The following is a 17,228-nucleotide window of genomic DNA, read 5'->3' on the forward strand; positions in this document are numbered from 1 at the left end:
TCTGATTGCACAGGCATGCGCCGAATACGGGGTGAAGCAGGCAGTGGTCTGCAGTGAACATGAAGCACTCGAAATCATTGATTTTTTCGAAAACATCCTGATCCTTGGGGACCGGCCCAGCCATCTGAATCCGAAACTCAGCTACACGATCAATACGCTTGAAGAGATCGAAAAATGTATGAGCGGAGCGCGGGTCGAGTTGAAAGTCGATACGGGGATGCACCGTAACGGCATCGCACCTTCCGAGCTGGAAGAGGCGTTTGAGAGGATGGCGGCACAGGGATTGGTGTGCATCGGAATCATGAGCCATCTTCGCAGTGCCGACGCACTCAGCAGCGAATGGTTCTGGCAACGCAGAACGTTCGATTCGCTCAAAGCGCGCGCTTCGGCATTGGCCGCTTCGAAGGGGTGGAAACTCCGCTTTCACCTCTCCAATTCGGCAGGAACGTTTCGATCCTCCGAATGCACGGATGATATGGTACGCGTCGGGATCGCTTTGTACGGCTGTCTGGAAATGCCGAAAGGATTGATAACGCCTCCGTTCAAACCGGTACTGTCGCTGTGGGGCAATAAAATTGCGACGCGAATCCTCAAAAAAGGGGAACGGATCGGCTACAACGGTATTTATGAAGCGCCGGAGGATGAGGTCGTATCAACGTACGATCTGGGGTATGCCAACGGTCTTGACCGCCTGGCGTCCAACCGTTATTCAACGCCACACGGGATAGCCCTGAGAGGGCGTATCTCGATGGATAATGCCGTATTCGCCAGTGATGTTGAAGAACTGCTTATTTTTGACAATGCCAATGACTACGCGCAGGTTGTGGGAACCATCGGCTACGAGATTCTGGCGTGTCTGGACAAAGGGCTGAAGCGGGAATGGCGATAGGCCGAATCAGGTTGTTACTTTGATAATCGCCTCGGGGAAAATCACCCCGTCAAGACGCATCTCGATAAGATCTTCGAGGTCGTCCGTATCGTCCGTGTATCCCAAGACCTTCGCATCAAAAAGATAATGTTCGGCGACGCTCTGAACGGCTGAACCGTTTTTTGGGTTGACGATGAGATAAGAGGCCCGGAGATTTTCGGCGATAACCGCATCGACGGGTGTCTCGATAAACAGGGCGAAACGAATCGAATTTTCCCGCAAATAGCGGATAATGTCGAGATTTTCGGGGCTGAAAAATAAGGCGAGAACCGAATTGGCCGGCGTGTGGCGAACCGCTTCGACGGACTCTATATGGTAGAACCGCTCCGAAGGGACATACGGATGGCCGAACAGGATCATATTATTCCTCCATGCATTCACGCGAGCAGTAGTATTTGCCGTCGCGCATGAATGCTTCTTTGACTTGGACATAGGTATCGCATTTCGCACATGGAATCATCGCTTCATCCTGCGTTTTGTCCGCAGAAGGGGGCGTCAAACTTTTTTTCTTGAAAAAAATAAAATAGACGGCAACCAACGCACCGACTAAAAGCAATAATTTCAACATGGCTATCTCTTTATCAACAGGTAATGGCGGTTTTCCGCTTCGATGATTTTATAATCAAGCGTTTCATCGACTTCATCATACACTCTTTCCCCTTTGTAAAAGAGCAACAGCGTTCCGGGAACGCAAAACGGTTCGGAGAGTTTCAAAAGCATTCCCGTGTCGGTCACGGCGCGGGAGGTGACAAGATCGTACGGTGCGCTTTCGAGCTGTTCGGCGCGGAGCGCTTTAACGTCGACATTTTCCAATCCCAAGTCGGCTTTGACGAACTGTAAAAAACTGGCCCGCTTGGCAAGCGGTTCGACAAGGGTAAATCGGGTTTGCGGCATCGCGATGGCCAGAATCATTCCCGGAAAACCGGCTCCGGTTCCGATATCCATCGCATTTTTCAGCGGGGGGAGAAACGTGATCGGAAAGAGGGCGTCGACGATGAAATCGTCAATCTGTTCAGGTGTTTTGGCCCCCGTGAGGTTATGGATTTTGTTCCATTTGGCCAACAGCGCTTTGTACTGCTCGATTTGTTCAAAAAACGATTCGTGTACCGGAATGGCGGCTTTGGTAATCAGGTTGCGTAAACGGCTCAAATGATATGCCCCATCTGTTCTTTTTTAACTTTGAGATATCCTTCGTTGTGCGGGTTCGGATCAATGATGATCGGGATTCTCTCGACAATGGTGACATCGAGGTTTTCAACGACCGATACTTTGGCCGGGTTATTGGTAAGTAAGCGGATTTTTTTCAGGCCGAAATCGTGAAAAATTTCACGTACAACGTCATAGGTTCGTTGGTCGGGTTTGAATCCTAGTTCGACGTTCGCTTCGATCGTGTTGCGCCCCTGATCCTGGAGGCAGTAGGCGTTGACTTTGTTCAACAACCCGATGTTGCGCCCTTCCTGGCGATGGTAGATGACCAGCCCACCCTGAGCGGCGATGAGTTTCAGCGCCTTGTGCAGCTGATTGTTGCAATCGCATTTGATGCTGCCCAGCGTATCGCCGGTCAGACACTCCGAGTGGATCCGCACCAGCGGAGCTTCCTGTGTTTCAAAGCCATCGGTAAAAATGGCAAGGTGTTCTTGAATTCCCTCTTTATAGACACGGATTTTAAAGTGGCCGTATTTGCTGGGTAAATTCGCGATAGATGATTTTTCGAATAATGGTTGCGTACTCATGAGGCAATTATAATTTCCTTTTCTTAATCTAAGTATCGATACACTTATCCACTTAGATTTTGAATGGAGCATTTTTTATGGAGCGCTTTCGTCGTACACGGCTTAATACGCAACTGCGGTCTTTGGTCCGCGAAACCCACGTGAGAGTCGATGACTTTATTTATCCTTTGTTTGTCAGACCGGGGGAGGGGATCAAAACCGAAGTCTCTTCGATGCCGGGTGTCTACCAGATGTCGCTGGATGAGATTTTGAAAGAGTGCGAACTTTTGCAGTCGCTGGGTATCTATTCGATTATTTTGTTCGGCATCCCCGAAGTGAAAGATTCGGTCGGCAGCGATGCACTGTGCGATCACGGGATCATTGCGACGGCTATTCGCGCGATCAAAAAAGCGTACCCGAAAATGTTTGTCGTTACCGACCTGTGTTTTTGCGAATACACCGACCACGGTCACTGCGGTATCCTCGATCACGTCCACGAGACGGTGGATAACGACCGTACGTTGGAGATATCGGGGCAACAGGCTCTTGTTCACGCCCGCGCAGGTGCCGACATGATCGCCCCTTCGGGGATGATGGACGGGATTATCACGACACTGCGCGATGCGCTGGACGGCGGCGGATATGAAAATTTGCCGATTATGAGCTATTCGACCAAATTCGCCAGCGGCTATTACGGGCCTTTCCGCGACGTTGCCGAATCGACTCCCAGCTTCGGGGACCGCTCGACCTACCAGATGGACCCTGCCAACCGCCGCGAAGCCTTGCGCGAGAGCCTTGCGGATGAAACGCAGGGTGCCGATATCCTGATGGTCAAACCGGCTCTCGCGTATCTTGATATCATCCGTGATATCCGTGAAGCCTCTGCACTGCCGCTTGCCGTTTACAACGTCAGCGGAGAGTACGCGATGCTCAAGCATGCCGGAAATGCGGGGCTGATCGATTATAACCGCGTCATGATGGAAACGATGGTAGGCTTTAAGCGCGCAGGTGCGGATATTATCATCAGCTATCACGCTAAAGAAGTGGCACAACTTCTCTCTTGATATGAACGCTAAAGGAATGAAATTCCTTAGGCTACGCTGGCCGCTGTGGCACTAGCCTGCCTCAGCTGAGGCAGAATTGTTAATGTATTTTATTTATGATATGATTGTTTTTTGTATCGAAGGAAACACGTGAGACATTTTTTAACGTTAAAAGATTACACCAAAGAAGAGATCCTGGAAATTCTGGAACTGGGATTGGAGATCAAAAAAGAGGTCAAAGCCAAAACGTTCACGCCACGTTTGGCCAATCAGACGCTGGCCATGATCTTTGAGAAGAGTTCCACGCGGACACGCGTCAGTTTCGAAGTAGGGATGTATCAGCTCGGCGGTCACGCACTGTTTCTTTCCAACCGCGATATTCATCTGGGCCGCGGCGAACCGGTTAAAGACACCGCCCGCGTTATCTCTTCGATGTGTGACATGGTCATGATCCGCACTTATGAACAAAGCAAGCTTGAAGAGTTTTCCCGATATTCCAAAGTTCCGGTCATTAACGGTCTCAGCGACAGCTACCATCCGGTGCAGCTATTGGCGGACTACATGACGATGATGGAGTGCGGCAAAGACAAAAATCCGGTCGCCGCCTATGTTGGGGACGGAAATAACATGACCCATTCGTGGCTGATGCTTGCCAGTAAACTCGGATTCGAACTGCGTGTCGCGACGCCGAAGGGATACGAATGCGATCCTGCCGTTGTTGCCGATGCGATGGAGTTTGCCAAAGTCAGCGGGGCGAAGATCACCATCACCAACGATCCGAAAGAAGCGGTTGCCGGAGCAACCGTCGTGACGACCGATACCTGGATCTCCATGGGACAGGAAGAAGAAAAAGCGCAGCGCCTGCGTGCCTTTGAAGGATACATCGTCGATGAGACGCTGATGGGATTGGCGCACAAAGAAGCGATCTTCTTGCATTGTCTTCCGGCGTATCGCGGCGTTGAAGTAAGCGAAGCCGTACTGGACGGGGAGCAAAGTCTGATTTTCGAAGAGGCGGAAAACCGTCTTCATGCGCAAAAAGGGTTGATGGTTTGGCTCGATAAACATCGCTAAAGGGGGATATATGCGCTGGTTGCTTTCAGTAGCTGTTGCGGTCTTGAGTCTTCAAGGTGCCCAGGTCGTTGCCGTGGGCGAGAAATTCAAAGACTCCGGCAAATGCAAAGCATGCCATAGCCATATCGTGAAAGAGTGGGAAAACTCCTGGCACGCCAAATCCCATTATGCCAATGATGAATATTTTCAAAAAACGATCGACTACGTTGCCCGCAAAAGCAGCGGAAAATCGCTCAATACGATCAAGATTGAGTGCGCCGCCTGCCATAATCCCCGTATCTCCGTCACTTCCACCGATGCCGAATACGAAGCAATCGCGGCGTTAAAGCTCGATAAACATTCCGCCGTTACTCAAGCTCTTCAAAGCGACATGATTGCCGAGGGGATCAACTGTGTCGTCTGCCACAACATCGATACAATCCACGACAACCTTCCCGACAGCAAACGGGGAATCCACCGGGTAAGCTGGATGAAACCGGGCGTGATGAGCGGACCGTACGCCGATGCGAAATCACCGTATCACCGAGTGGAACGGCGCGATTTTATGGACACCGATCCCAATCAGCTCTGCTTTGTGTGCCATGCCAATGATACTTCCGAAGAGGGGCACCGTTTTACCGGCATGCAATCGGAGTTTAAAAACGGCGGAAAACAGTGTGTCGACTGTCACATGGGGCCGCGTAAAGAGGGGGTTGCCGCAACGCTTCGTGACGTGAACGGCAAGCCGCACAAACGGCTGATCCGTTCACACGGATTTATCGGTGCGCATACCGAGGGGATGTGGAAGGATGCCTTGAGCGTAACGGCAACAAGAGCTCCGCAACGTTTGGACGTGATATTGAACAATCCTCAGCCGCATGCACTTCCCAGCGGTTTCGGTTCGCGGGAGATTCTGGTGGAAGTCGTCTATCTGAAAAACGGTAAAACGGTTGCGGCCCAGAGCCGTTCGCTGACCTCACGTTTTCTCAGTAAGCGCGGGAAACCGACGATAGCTCATTTAGCGGCAACGACGGCAGAGCAAGGTTTTGTATCGGCGCACGGTTCCAAGACGCTTTCATTCGGTTTGAAAGCCGGAGCGGATCAGGCACTGATCCGCGTCTCGTATCGTTTGGTGAATGATGAGGTTCGAGGGTTGCTGGATCTAAAAGATCCGATCTGGTCGAAGAAAATGGTGATTAAGAAGGTGAGCGTGAAGCTCTAACGGGGCAACCGGCCCCTTTAGTTCATCTCAACGGTGATGATCAGGTCATTACCCTCTTCGACAACAGAAAAATTGTGTTTTCGGCAGAATGTTTCATTCATTTCGGCAGCCCATTCACGGGCTTCGATCATGGCATCGTCTTTATTGGAAAATGTTTTACTGCTTTCCATTCCGCTTCGTTTGAAACAGCCGCATTCTTTTTCTACTTTGATGGTGAACATCGGTAAAACTCCTTGGTATGTGTCTATGTTTTTGGAAGTATAGTTTCAAAAGATTAAAAAAATCAGACAAAAACTAAACGATTTGAAACGAAAGGTTAACTTTAACTTTTACTAAAGTGGGTTCGTCAGCAGAGATTATGTTCCAAACGGGTACAATTCGACAAAATTTTTGGGTACCTTCGCAAACCTTCACACGGTGAAGTTTTTCTAAGGTACCTTCCATGGTAGAGATTTGATCTCTGAAAATTTATCGTCTCGGTCGAGACAATACACAGCGTCACAGCGGCTCGCGTAGCAACATGGGCTTTTTAGGAAATATTTTCGGATTACGAAAAACGGGTTCCTTTTTTTGCCGGGGTGGCGTAACACAAAAGGGTTTACAATGAGTAACACAATCACAGTCACAGAAGCAGCAGAGACTGCAACGGAAAATCTTCCAACGTTTGAGGATTTCGGTCTTAGAAAAGAGATCATGCAAAGCATCAATTATGCAGGATTCAAAACTCCAAGCCCGATCCAAACGATGGTTATCCCCGTTATTATGGAAGGTCGCGACGTCGTAGGGCAAGCCCACACCGGTACGGGTAAAACAGCGGCGTTCGGTCTTCCGACGCTGAATAAAATGAATCTCAAAGGGGGAATCGAAACCCTCATCATTACTCCGACACGCGAACTGGCCAATCAGGTAAGCGACGAGATTTTCAAATACGGCAAGCACCTTGGTGTCCGTACCGTGACCATCTACGGCGGTAGTTCGTACAACCGTCAAATGGATTTGATCGAGCGCGGCGCGCAAGTCATCATCGCTACTCCGGGACGTTTGCTGGATATGCTCAGTCGTGACATGCTTCGCGGTTTTGCCCCGTCAACCGTTATTTTGGATGAAGCGGACGAAATGCTCGACATGGGCTTTTTGGATGACATCAACGAAATTTTCACGTTTCTTCCGACAGAACGCCAAACGCTTTTGTTCTCGGCAACGATGCCTGCACCGATCAAGCAACTGGCTGAGCGGATTCTGGTCAATCCGTTCTTCGCGTCGATCACCAAATCAGAGACGACCAATACGGATATTACGCAGCAATATTACGTGATTGAAGAATCAGAACGCGATGATGCGATCATCCGTTTGATGGATGCGGAAGATGCGCAAAAAACGGTTGTTTTCTGCCGTACGAAAAAAGAAGTCGATCGTTTGTCGAACGTTCTTTCTGCGGTCGGTTATTCGGCCAAAGGGTTGCACGGCGATATGGAACAACGCCAGCGCGAGAGTGTTATCAAAGGGCTTAAAACCGATGCGGTCGATGTATTGATCGCAACGGACGTTGCGGCGCGCGGATTGCACATCGACGGTGTCACGCACGTATTCAACTACCATATTCCCTTTGATGCGGAAAGCTACGTTCACCGTATCGGACGTACCGGGCGTGCGGGTAAAAAAGGGGTAGCGATCACTCTCGTAACTCCGTTGGAATTCAAAGAGCTTCAGCGTATCCGTTCTAAAGTGGGAACAACGATGGAACACGCGTATATTCCAAGCAAACGCGATGTCAAAGAAGCACAAGTAAGCCGATTGCTGGCCGAAATCGAAAAACAGCATGTTTATGACGAAGCGCATAAAGTATTGGATGCACTGAAACAAGATTACGATCAAGAGCAGATCGCGTATAAACTTGTTTCGCTTCTGATGGAACGCAACCAGGTTCAAGGACCGAACCAAATCGGTATCGCGGCAGAGCGTTTGGAAAAAATTCTTCATAATCTTGAAAACCGTCATGACCGCGGCGGAAATCGCCGTACCGGCGGCTTCAACCGCAACCGAAGCGGCGGAGGCGGCTATCGCGGTAACAACGACCGTAACAGCGGCGGAGAGAGAAGCGGCGGCGGTTATCGCGGCAATAACGACCGCAACAGCGGCGGCGGAGAGCGCGGCGGGAGCGATCGTGGCGAACGTTCACGCAGCTTCAGCGGCGGTAACCGTTCACAAAAACCAAAATATTAATCGAGGCGGGAATGCAATTCCCGTTTCAACTCTTCCAAAAACGGCTCCATCGGAGCCGACAATCCAAATCCTTCCCGTTGTCTAGCTCCCCAGATCGGTTCGGGAAAATAGCTGTCCTCGCGAAAGCGCGCCATGATATGCCAATGCACGCGCGGCAGCATGTTTCCGAAAGAAGCGATATTGATTTTGTCGGGTTTAAAATAGGCCAGCATCGCTTTTTCGATGATATCCAGACACTCCCAGATCATCTCCTTTTCGTCGCGTGAACACTCGGAGAACTCTTTATGGGGGGTTTGCGTAAAGATTTTAAGCCAGGGGATTTCGCTCTCGTGGAGCTCGATGGTAATAAGAGGATTCGAATACAGCATGTACGACCTTTAAAAAAAGTCGTCTATTGTAGCAAAAGGGGCTTTATTTCCCTTTACCTGCGAACGGAAGGAGTGCGCTTCCCCATGTCAAACCGCCTCCGAAAGCATCCAGAAGCATGAGCTCGCCTTGCTGCAGGCGTCCTGACTCGTAGATGTCATTGATGGCCATAGGGATCGATGCGCCGGACGTATTACCGTATTTTGCGACGGTGAGAACGACTTGCTCGTCTTTGAGTTCAAGAGCATCGCCGACCGCTTTGATGATCCGGTAATTGGCCTGGTGGGGGACGAAATGCTGGATAGCCGATGAAGGAATATTGTTTTGTTCCAGAATCTCGACGACGTCGCTGGTGAGGGTGCGAACCGCTACTTTGAACGTCTCGTTCCCTTTCATCTTCATGAAGCATCCTGCGGCTTCGCGGTCAAGTTCGTCGTGTGCCGATCCGCTTCCTCCGTTGGGGGTCATCAGCAAGTCGGCATACGCGCCGTCGGCACCCGTGTGGATATCGATAATCGCTTCGTTTTTATCATTTGTTGCGCTGATAAGGGCCGCACCCGCACCGTCTCCGAAAAGGATGCACGTTCCGCGGTCCGTATAATCGGTAATGGTGCTCAGACGCTCCGCTCCGACGATGAGCATAAACGAATCCGGTACAGGCAGCAGAGATGTCAAACGCCGTAATTTTTCCGAGCCCGAGCTTGGTTGCTATGATGGTCGCCGTAGAGGGCATGCAGAAATAATCGGGCGAGATCGTGGCGCATACGAGCATATCGATTTGGCTTTTGTCGATTCCGGCACGCGCGATTGCAAGTTCTGCCGCTTTGACTCCCATATCGCTGGTGGTTTCGTTCTCGGCCGCGATGTGGCGCTCTTTGATGCCGGTACGTTTGGTGATCCACTCATCGGTGGTATCGACCATCGTTTCCAAATCGGCGTTGGTCAGGATTTTGGAAGGGACATAAGCTCCGATCGATCGAAATGCTGCATACATGTATTGGCCTTTGAGAGGTTCGAAGTTAGCTTTTCAGCTCTTCAAGCCGTTTTTCGATGTGTTCGTTCACGCCGGTATTGACGTAACGGATCGCTTGGAAAATAGCGTTTTTGATCGCTTTGGGATTGCTTTTGCCATGGCTGACAATGGCGCATCCTTTAATACCGATCAGCGGTGCTCCGCCGATTTCGGCATAGTCGATCTCTTTTTTGAGAAGTCTGAACACTTTGCGCATCAGCAAGGCACCCGTAATCGCAACCGGCGACTTGCGGATGTATTCCTTGATAAAATAGCTGATGGTCGAGGCTACCCCTTCGGAGGCTTTGAGCACAAGATTCCCGATAAAACCGTCGCAGACGATGACATCGCATGACCCGTCAAAAATGTTGTTTCCTTCAACATTTCCGATAAATCCTTTTTCTGCCTGAAGCATTCCGAAGGTTTCTTTGGTTACTTCATTCCCTTTGGAACTCTCTTCACCGTTGGCAAGAAGACCGACGCGGGGATGATCGATTTTGAGCATATCTTTAGCGTAATAATAGCCCATGATTCCGAATTGGAAAAGGTGTTCGGCTTTGCAGTCGACGTTCGCGCCGACATCGAGCATAATGCTGCGCTGACCTGTTTTCGTCGGCATCAAGGTTACCAGAGCCGGTCGTAACACGTGTTTTAGCCGCCCGAGACGAAGCGTTGCTAGAGACATCGTCGCACCGCTGTGCCCGGCGCTGACGACGCCGTCGGCTTTTCCTTCGCGAACCAGTTCGATCGCTTTGTAGATCGAACTTTCTTTTCGTTTCAGCGCATCGGTTGCCGCATCGCTCATGTCGATGACATCATCCGCTTCAACGATTAAAATTTTATCTTTATAGCCCTTGGGTAATAAAGATAAAATCTCATCTTTTTTCCCAACCAGAATCGGTTCGAACTTTTTTTCCTTGAGTGCTTCAAGGGTCCCTTTGACAATCGGTTCGGGACCGAAGTCCCCTCCCATTGCATCAATAGCAATCTTAATCATCGATTATTTATACTCACCGGTTGTCGGGTTGACATAGTGAGGCAATTTGTAGGTGCCGTCTTTGTCTTTTACCGGACGTGCAAGAGAAATTTTATAGTGAGTTCTGCGTTTTGCGGCGCGAGTGTGACTCACTCTTCTTTTAGGTACTGCCATCGTTAGTCCTTTCTATTTGGATTTTAGTGTATTCAATCGAAGGGGCGTTAGAACTCAGCGTCTAACGCTTTGCCTTCACAGTTATCACAGCAAAAATAGTCGCTGCGGATCAGTTCGATTTCCGAGCTGAAAAGTTCGTTCATGTCGATTGTTGATGTGTCAATCTCGACAACGTCCAACACTTCTTCGGCGCCTTGGTAAATGCCGTCTGATATGTAAAAGCTTACCTCTTCGTTCAGAGGTTTCTCAATCGGTTCGGCACATTTGTCACAAGGGATCGAAATACTCCCTGTAATTGTACCGTTTAATTGAGCGAGATTGCTCTTTTTCAAGAATATTTCGCCTGAAAAACGGGCATTGTCACGATTTAGCTCAAAATCAAGAGGCAGCGTGCTAAGGCGTCTGAACGGTATCAGCATGATTTACGAAATTTCGCGCCCTGAAAAGAAAAACGCGATTTCAATAGCCGCATTTTCAAGCGAGTCACTGCCGTGTACGGCATTGGCATCGATGTTTTCGGCGAAATCAGCACGGATTGTACCCGCTGCCGCTTCTTTAGGATTCGTTGCACCCATCAGATCACGGTTTTTAAGAACCGCGTTTTCTCCTTCGAGAACCGAGATAACAACCGGACCGCTTACCATAAAATCAACAAGGTCGTTGAAGAAAGGGCGAGCTTTATGAACGGCATAGAACGCTTCTGCGTCCTGGCGGCTCAATTGTACTTTTTTAGTGGCCGCAATGCGAAGACCGTTGCTTTCAAAGCGGTCCAAAATTTTACCGATGACACCTTTTGCGACGGCATCAGGCTTGATGATTGACAACGTTTGTTCCATCAATGCTCCTGTTTTATGTGTAAAAAATAGAACGGGATTATAGCGAAACAATAATTTAAGTAAGATTAAAGATGAAGAAAAAGAATAAAGAGGGGAAGGGGAAGGTGCAAAACCTTCCCCTTCGTCACATTAGTTGATGACGTTTGCTTTGTTGGCACGCATGTCGGCAGTAACATCGTCGCGGTGAGCAGGGCTTGCACCGATCTCATCCCAAGTGATACAACCTTCAGTTGGACAGGCAGTCGCACATGCGGGTTCGTCGTGGTGACCTACACACTCGACACATTTGTCAGCGTATACGTAGTAGATGTCTTCGCCCGTTGGGTTATCGTCCTCGTCTACGATCGCTTCTACCGGACACTCGTCGATGCAAGCGCCGCAGTTAATACAGGTATCATTAATGACTACTGCCATAGGGTTCTCCTTGGTTGATAAATATGCGGTAACTATAACAGAAGAATTTTAAACCCACCTAAAAAAAGGAGGGTTTAAAAAGGTTTGAAGCAGTGAGTGTTACGGAAGCGGTTTTAAAGCCCCAGATAGGTTTTGATCTCATTCACCTTGTCGGTTTTTTCCCATGTAAAATCGGGGAGTTCGCGTCCAAAATGGCCGTATGCGGCACTCTGACGGTAGATCGGCCGCAAAAGGTCGAGCGATTCGATAATGCCGCGCGGAGTCAGATCAAACAGCTCTTTGACGCAGCTTTCGATTTTCTCTTCGGAAACGACGGCGGTACCGTGGGTGTTGACCATGATGGAGATTGGTTTGACAACGCCGATAGCGTAGGCGACTTGAATCGTCGCACGATCGCACGCGCCGGAGGCGACGAGGTTCTTGGCGACGTAACGCGCCGCGTAGGCGGCCGAACGGTCGACTTTGGTCGGGTCTTTTCCGCTGAATGCGCCGCCGCCGTGCGGGCAGCTGCCGCCGTAGGTGTCGACGATGATTTTCCGTCCCGTCAAACCTGCATCCCCCTGCGGCCCGCCGATGACGAATTTGCCCGTCGGATTGATGTGGTAGACGATATTCGGGCTGATCAGTTCTTCGGGGATCACGTGGCGGATCACCTCGGAAATGACGTCGGCGTGAAGTTTGTCCTGCGAGATTTCAGGGGCATGCTGCGTCGAGACGACGACCGTTTCGACCGCAACCGGTTTGTCGTCAACGTAGCGGACGCTGACCTGTGCTTTGCCGTCAGGCCGTAGGTAAGGGAGAATTCCCTCTTTGCGTACCGTGGCAAGACGTTCTGTGATGCGGTGCGCCAAATAAATCGGCAGCGGCATCAGGACGTCGGTTTCGCGGCAGGCGTAACCGAACATAAGCCCCTGATCCCCGGCACCGATTTCGCCGCTTTTTTGATCCACTCCCTGATTGATGTCGGGGGATTGCTCTCCGATACCGTTGAGTACGGCCGCCGAACGGTAGTCGAAGCCGTAGGTGGCGTCAGTGTAGCCGATTTCACGGACGACCTGACGGGCGATCTCCTGCATCGGTGCGTATGCGGTGGTTTTTAATTCTCCGGCGATAACGCAAAAGCCGTTGGAAACGAGCGTTTCACAGGCGACGCGCGCTTTTGGATCTTCAGCGATAATGTAATCGAGGATCGCGTCGCTGATCTGATCGGCCATCTTGTCCGGATGCCCCTCGGTGACCGATTCGGAGGTAAAAATATATTCTTTAGGCATAAAGTATGTCCTTGTTCAAAATTAAGAGGGGGTAGGTGGGCGCGATTATAACAAATCAGGTTTTAAAAAATCCCGCCCCCAGAAAAAATCGATCCATTCGGCGGCTTCGTGCAGCGAATAATCGGGTTGGAGCAAAGCAGTCGATTTGGTAAAAAGCGCGGCGCTTCGAAACTCGATGTCCGGGTGGTCTTTTTTGAGCAGCGGTATCAGCGTCGTGAGGGTTCTGCCGCTGTCAACGATGTCGTCGACGATCAAAACCCGTTTCGAAACGCTAAGGTCGCAGGAACCGCGGATGGCGATCTCTTCACGCTGGTGTTCATCGTCGTAACTCTCTACCCGTATGCTTTGGACGTTGCGGATGTGCAACGCTTCGCTCAAAGCATGAGCGAGAGTCATCCCCCCCCGTGCAACGGCGATAATCGTGTCGGCGTTAAAAGGCTCGCATTGTTCTCGCAGCTTCGGGATATCGGCTTTAAAATCGTTGTATTTATAATAGATCATAACCACAATCATAACATAAGGGCATCTTCGCTATAATAAAAAACTTATTTTTAAAGGGTTCAATTTGAAAAAATTAGCCATTATCGGCCGTCCGAATGTCGGCAAAAGCTCGCTCTTCAACCGGCTTCTCAAACAGCGTGACGCCATCACTTCCGAAATGGCCGGAACGACCCGTGACGTCAAAAAACGGATAGCCGTCGTTTTGGACAAAGAGGTTGAGATCCTGGATACCGGAGGATTGGACGAAGGATGCGAACTTTTCGACAAGATCAAGGAAAAGTCGCTCAAAGCAGCGCATGAAGCCGACATCATCCTTTTTATGGTAGACGGCAAAAGCCTTCCTGAAGAAGAGGACAAAAAACTCTTTTACGAGCTTGAAGCGATGGGAAAAGCGATTGCGCTCGTCGTCAACAAAATCGACAACGACAAAATGCACGAAAAACTGTGGGAATATTTTGAATTCGGAACCGACCGCATTTTCGGCATCTCTGTCGCCCATAACCGTCATGTCAACGCTCTTTTGACCTGGGTAGCCGCACAGCTTCCCGATACGGACATTATCGTACCCGAAGCGCAACCGGACGAAATGGATGCGTTCGATGCCTTTGTCGACGGGTTTGAAGATGAAGAAGAATTTGACGAAGACGAATTCGGCGAGGGCGAGGAGGACGAAGAAGACGAGAATGAAGAGTTCGTGATCGACGAACCGATGCGGGAAATCGACGAATCGGTACTGAATCAAATGAAAGTGGCGATCATCGGACGCGTCAATGTCGGAAAAAGCTCGCTTCTCAACGCCCTTTTGAAAGAAGACCGCTCCGTGGTCAGTTCGGTAGCGGGTACGACGATCGATCCGATCGATGAAGTTATGGAGTACGAAGGCAAAACGATCACCTTTATCGATACGGCCGGTATCCGCAAACGGGGAAAAATTCTGGGGATCGAAAAATACGCGCTGATGCGGACCGAAGAGATGCTCGAAGCGGCGGATATCGCGTTGTTGGTCCTTGATGCATCCGAGCCGTTCAAGGATCTGGACGAAAAGATTGCCGGATTTATCGACAAAAACCGTCTGGCATGTCTGATCGTTCTGAACAAATGGGATCTGGCTCCGAGAGAGGATTACGACAAGATCATTCAGGAAGTACGCGATCGCTTCAAATTTCTCAGCTATGCCCCGATCATCACCATTTCGGCACTGACGAAACAGCGGGTACACAAGATTTTCGAGATGCTGCTCAAGATCAACGACAACTATTCGCAACGCATTCCGACATCGCGAATCAATGAGATATTGGCGATGGCGCAGCGCAAGCATCCGATTCCTAGCATCAACGGGCATACGATCCGTTTGTACTACGGAACACAATACGATATTCGCCCGCCGCGTATCGCGCTTGTCATGAACAAACCGCAGGGGCTGCATTTCAGCTACCGTCGTTATTTGACAAATCAATTCAGAGAGTTGTTTGATTTCGAAGGGACGCCGGTACTGTTCAAAGCAAAAAGCAAAAACGGCAATCGACGGCCGCAGCCGCACAAGAAAAGGGCGTTGTGGTAGAAGCGCAAAACGCGCTTCTGCAGGTTAAAACGGTTTGACGATAACCAAGGCGACGATGAGCATCAGCAGGATCGTCGGGACTTCATTGTACATCCGAAAAAATTTGCCGCTTTTATAGGCGGTATTCTCTTTGAGACGGAGGCGCATACGCCCCAGTGAGAAGAAATAAGCGATCAAAACCACGACAAGCGTCATTTTGGCGTGCATCCATCCTCCCATCCCGAATACATTGACTCCGTACTGGCTTGTCGACATCGCAATCAGCGCAATGCCCGAGAACAGCGTCGCCCAGAATGCCGGAACCCCGATGTATTTGTAAATCTTCATCTCCATCACTTCAACGACTTCGATAAATCCGTGGTTGGTACCGTTTTCAACGTGGTAAACAAACAGCCGCGGAAGATAGAAGAGAACCGCGAACCATGAAACCATCGAAATGATATGAAACCATAAAATCCAGTTGTACATCTGTTTTTCCTGATAAAAAAGTGAGGAAGGATAGCTGAAAATGGTTAACGGGAGACGACGCTAAAGATGACGCCGAACCCATTTAAGGATTTCGGAAGCCGGCAGCGCTCCGCTGAACTGATCGATCTGGCGGTTGTTTTTGAAGGCGATGACGGTCGGAATGGAGCGGATGGCGAAGCGTCCGGCCAGTGCTTGCTGCTCTTCGGTATTGATTTTGACGAACTGGGCTTTGAGCGCAAATGCGCGGGCGGCTTCTTCGAACGCGGGCGCCATAGAGCGACACGGTCCGCACCACGGCGCCCAGAAATCGGCGATAATCAAGCGCTCATCGTTTACCATCAGCCGATCAAATGCCTCCGCCGCGATGGAAAGCGGTTTGGTGTCGAGCAAAGAACCCTTGCAATGTCCGCATGCGGCTTTGAGATAACTCTCTTTTACCGGTATGGCGTTGATTCCACCGCAATGGGGGCAGACGACATTGATTTTTTTCATGGCTTCATTCTGCTTCTTCGACGACTTCCATATCGCGGATGGATGAGGTATGGTGATCTTTGACTTTGTCATGCAAACGGCGCAGCGCTTTGTTAGCACGCTCGATTGCCAAATCGATGGCGGTGTCGAGGTCTTCGTCGGTATCGGAAATAACGACCGGCTGAGAGTGGGCGACATGGATGTCAAATTCGACCCCGACACCGTTTTTCTCTTTGGTAATCATGACGTTGACGGTCGTAATATCGAGATGATAGCGTTTAAAATTATCAATGGCGGCAGCAATATGATCGTTTAAATGTTGGGTGAGTTTGATCTCTTTGGAGCGGATTTGGACGTTCATAATGAATCCTTTTTTGGTGAACTGGAAAAAAATATAACATAGATTATCTTAAGACGAAGCTTAAGGCGGCGTGCGGTAAAATAGCTCCTATTCAAGGAGTTATATCGTGCGTGTTTTAACAGGTATTCAACCTTCCGGTGATCTGCACATCGGAAACTATTTCGGTTCGATCAAAGCGATGATCGATTCGCAAAACGATCAGGACGTATTTGCCTTTATCGCCAATTATCATGCGATGACAAGTCTTAGTGACGGAGAACGCCTCTCCACGCTTACGATGCAGGCTGCGACGGATTTTCTCGCGCTGGGGATGGACCCGCAAAAGAGCACGTTCTGGGTGCAATCGGATGTCAAAGAGGTGCTCGAACTCTATTGGGTTCTCTCAAGTTTCACCCCTATGGGGCTGCTCGAACGGGCTCACAGCTACAAGGACAAAGTGGCCAAAGGGATCGCGTCCAACCACAGCCTCTTTTCCTATCCCGTATTGATGGCGGCGGATATTTTGCTGTTCGGTTCGCAGGTAGTTCCCGTAGGGAAAGACCAGATTCAGCACGTCGAGATTGCGCGGGATATTGCGCTGAAGTTCAACAACCAGTACGGCGATATTTTCACCCTGCCCGAATTCCGCGTCGATGAGAA

The 17,228-nt window shown here is 50.1% G+C and carries 23 protein-coding genes and 1 pseudogene; 7 read left to right on the forward strand and 17 right to left on the reverse strand.

All coding sequences use genetic code 11. The features are described 5' to 3' along the window. Window positions 1-889: alanine racemase (locus JU82_RS02540; RefSeq protein ID WP_037946153.1), on the forward strand; the 889-nt coding region annotated here is incomplete at its 5' end. A gap of 6 nt (window positions 890-895) precedes the next feature. Here JU82_RS02540 and JU82_RS02545 read toward each other — a convergent pair. The 4 genes from JU82_RS02545 to ribA are packed head-to-tail and all read right to left on the reverse strand — an operon-like array spanning window position 896 to window position 2,661. Continuing rightward, the gene (locus JU82_RS02545) at window positions 896-1,288 is read right to left on the reverse strand and encodes a hypothetical protein (RefSeq protein WP_037946155.1); all 393 of its coding nucleotides are present in this window, start codon (window positions 1,286-1,288) and stop codon (window positions 896-898) included. A 1-nt stretch (window position 1,289) separates the two neighbouring features. Then, entirely contained in the window at window positions 1,290-1,496 is a 207-nt protein-coding gene (locus JU82_RS02550) for a PP0621 family protein (RefSeq protein ID WP_037946156.1), read from the reverse strand. Between the two features lie 2 nt (window positions 1,497-1,498). Next, window positions 1,499-2,077, reverse strand: coding sequence for a 16S rRNA (guanine(527)-N(7))-methyltransferase RsmG (rsmG, locus tag JU82_RS02555; RefSeq protein WP_037946157.1), 579 nt, complete (start codon window positions 2,075-2,077; stop codon window positions 1,499-1,501). After that, complete coding sequence (ribA, locus tag JU82_RS02560; RefSeq protein ID WP_037946158.1) at window positions 2,074-2,661, reverse strand: GTP cyclohydrolase II; 588 nt, start codon at window positions 2,659-2,661, stop codon at window positions 2,074-2,076. Before ribA ends, rsmG begins: the two co-directional genes overlap by 4 nt. Before the next feature lie 77 nt (window positions 2,662-2,738). Here ribA and hemB point away from each other — a divergent pair, with 77 nt between their 5' ends. From hemB to JU82_RS02575, 3 genes are all read left to right on the forward strand, one after another. Next, a complete protein-coding gene (gene hemB, locus JU82_RS02565) occupies window positions 2,739-3,704 on the forward strand; it encodes a porphobilinogen synthase (protein ID WP_037946159.1) in 966 nt (321 codons plus the stop codon). Window positions 3,705-3,833: 129 nt separating this feature from the next. Beyond that, the gene (gene argF / locus JU82_RS02570; RefSeq protein WP_037946160.1) at window positions 3,834-4,754 is read left to right on the forward strand and encodes an ornithine carbamoyltransferase; all 921 of its coding nucleotides are present in this window, start codon (window positions 3,834-3,836) and stop codon (window positions 4,752-4,754) included. 10 nt (window positions 4,755-4,764) lie between these two features. Continuing rightward, a complete protein-coding gene (locus JU82_RS02575) occupies window positions 4,765-5,955 on the forward strand; it encodes a multiheme c-type cytochrome (RefSeq protein ID WP_037946161.1) in 1,191 nt (396 codons plus the stop codon). A gap of 17 nt (window positions 5,956-5,972) precedes the next feature. Here the strand turns inward: JU82_RS02575 and JU82_RS02580 are convergent, their stop codons facing one another. Continuing rightward, on the reverse strand, window positions 5,973-6,176 hold the full coding sequence (locus JU82_RS02580) for a hypothetical protein (RefSeq protein WP_037946162.1): 204 nt from the start codon (window positions 6,174-6,176) through the stop codon (window positions 5,973-5,975). 382 nt (window positions 6,177-6,558) lie between these two features. On the opposite strand from JU82_RS02580, the gene JU82_RS02585 reads away from it, so the two are divergent. After that, on the forward strand, window positions 6,559-8,178 hold the full coding sequence (locus tag JU82_RS02585; RefSeq protein ID WP_294892026.1) for a DEAD/DEAH box helicase: 1,620 nt from the start codon (window positions 6,559-6,561) through the stop codon (window positions 8,176-8,178). On the opposite strand, the gene JU82_RS02590 is transcribed toward JU82_RS02585, so the two are convergent. From JU82_RS02590 to JU82_RS02625, 9 genes and pseudogenes are all read right to left on the reverse strand, one after another. Further along, entirely contained in the window at window positions 8,175-8,546 is a 372-nt protein-coding gene (locus tag JU82_RS02590) for an HIT family protein (protein ID WP_037946163.1), read from the reverse strand. The two genes, JU82_RS02585 and JU82_RS02590, sit on opposite strands and share 4 nt — an antisense overlap. A 43-nt stretch (window positions 8,547-8,589) precedes the next feature. After that, a pseudogene (locus JU82_RS02595) lies at window positions 8,590-9,538 on the reverse strand (beta-ketoacyl-ACP synthase III). Window positions 9,539-9,563: 25 nt separating this feature from the next. Beyond that, window positions 9,564-10,553, reverse strand: coding sequence for a phosphate acyltransferase PlsX (gene plsX, locus JU82_RS02600; RefSeq protein WP_037946164.1), 990 nt, complete (start codon window positions 10,551-10,553; stop codon window positions 9,564-9,566). Between the two features lie 3 nt (window positions 10,554-10,556). Then, window positions 10,557-10,706: a 50S ribosomal protein L32 gene (gene rpmF / locus JU82_RS11600; protein WP_294892027.1), complete on the reverse strand. Its 150-nt coding sequence runs from the start codon at window positions 10,704-10,706 to the stop codon at window positions 10,557-10,559. A 47-nt stretch (window positions 10,707-10,753) separates the two neighbouring features. Further along, window positions 10,754-11,038: a hypothetical protein gene (locus JU82_RS02605; protein WP_294892028.1), complete on the reverse strand. Its 285-nt coding sequence runs from the start codon at window positions 11,036-11,038 to the stop codon at window positions 10,754-10,756. A gap of 90 nt (window positions 11,039-11,128) precedes the next feature. Further along, window positions 11,129-11,542: a nucleoside-diphosphate kinase gene (ndk, locus tag JU82_RS02610; RefSeq protein WP_037946168.1), complete on the reverse strand. Its 414-nt coding sequence runs from the start codon at window positions 11,540-11,542 to the stop codon at window positions 11,129-11,131. A gap of 129 nt (window positions 11,543-11,671) precedes the next feature. Then, entirely contained in the window at window positions 11,672-11,956 is a 285-nt protein-coding gene (locus JU82_RS02615) for a 4Fe-4S dicluster domain-containing protein (RefSeq protein WP_037946169.1), read from the reverse strand. Between the two features lie 113 nt (window positions 11,957-12,069). Further along, window positions 12,070-13,227 carry a methionine adenosyltransferase gene (metK, locus tag JU82_RS02620; protein WP_037946170.1) on the reverse strand — a complete coding sequence of 386 codons (1,158 nt, stop codon included), beginning with the start codon at window positions 13,225-13,227 and terminating at the stop codon, window positions 12,070-12,072. A 45-nt stretch (window positions 13,228-13,272) separates the two neighbouring features. Next, window positions 13,273-13,728: a phosphoribosyltransferase family protein gene (locus JU82_RS02625; RefSeq protein ID WP_037946180.1), complete on the reverse strand. Its 456-nt coding sequence runs from the start codon at window positions 13,726-13,728 to the stop codon at window positions 13,273-13,275. 64 nt (window positions 13,729-13,792) lie between these two features. Here JU82_RS02625 and der point away from each other — a divergent pair, with 64 nt between their 5' ends. Then, a complete protein-coding gene (gene der, locus JU82_RS02630) occupies window positions 13,793-15,289 on the forward strand; it encodes a ribosome biogenesis GTPase Der (protein ID WP_037946171.1) in 1,497 nt (498 codons plus the stop codon). Between the two features lie 24 nt (window positions 15,290-15,313). Here der and hemJ read toward each other — a convergent pair whose 3' ends face one another. The 3 genes from hemJ to raiA are packed head-to-tail and all read right to left on the reverse strand — an operon-like array spanning window position 15,314 to window position 16,589. Then, on the reverse strand, window positions 15,314-15,757 hold the full coding sequence (hemJ, locus tag JU82_RS02635) for a protoporphyrinogen oxidase HemJ (RefSeq protein ID WP_037946172.1): 444 nt from the start codon (window positions 15,755-15,757) through the stop codon (window positions 15,314-15,316). 60 nt (window positions 15,758-15,817) lie between these two features. Continuing rightward, window positions 15,818-16,249 (reverse strand): thioredoxin TrxC, encoded by a 432-nt coding sequence (gene trxC, locus JU82_RS02640; protein ID WP_294892029.1) that lies wholly within the window; start codon window positions 16,247-16,249, stop codon window positions 15,818-15,820. A 4-nt stretch (window positions 16,250-16,253) separates the two neighbouring features. Further along, window positions 16,254-16,589 carry a ribosome-associated translation inhibitor RaiA gene (raiA, locus tag JU82_RS02645; RefSeq protein WP_037946174.1) on the reverse strand — a complete coding sequence of 112 codons (336 nt, stop codon included), beginning with the start codon at window positions 16,587-16,589 and terminating at the stop codon, window positions 16,254-16,256. 106 nt (window positions 16,590-16,695) lie between these two features. Here raiA and trpS point away from each other — a divergent pair. Beyond that, a partial coding sequence (trpS, locus tag JU82_RS02650; RefSeq protein ID WP_037946176.1) for a tryptophan--tRNA ligase occupies window positions 16,696-17,228 on the forward strand: 533 nt, incomplete at its 3' end.

Source organism: Sulfuricurvum sp. MLSB (genome assembly GCF_000747095.1).
In the GTDB taxonomy this organism is placed as follows: Bacteria; Campylobacterota; Campylobacteria; order Campylobacterales; family Sulfurimonadaceae; genus Sulfuricurvum.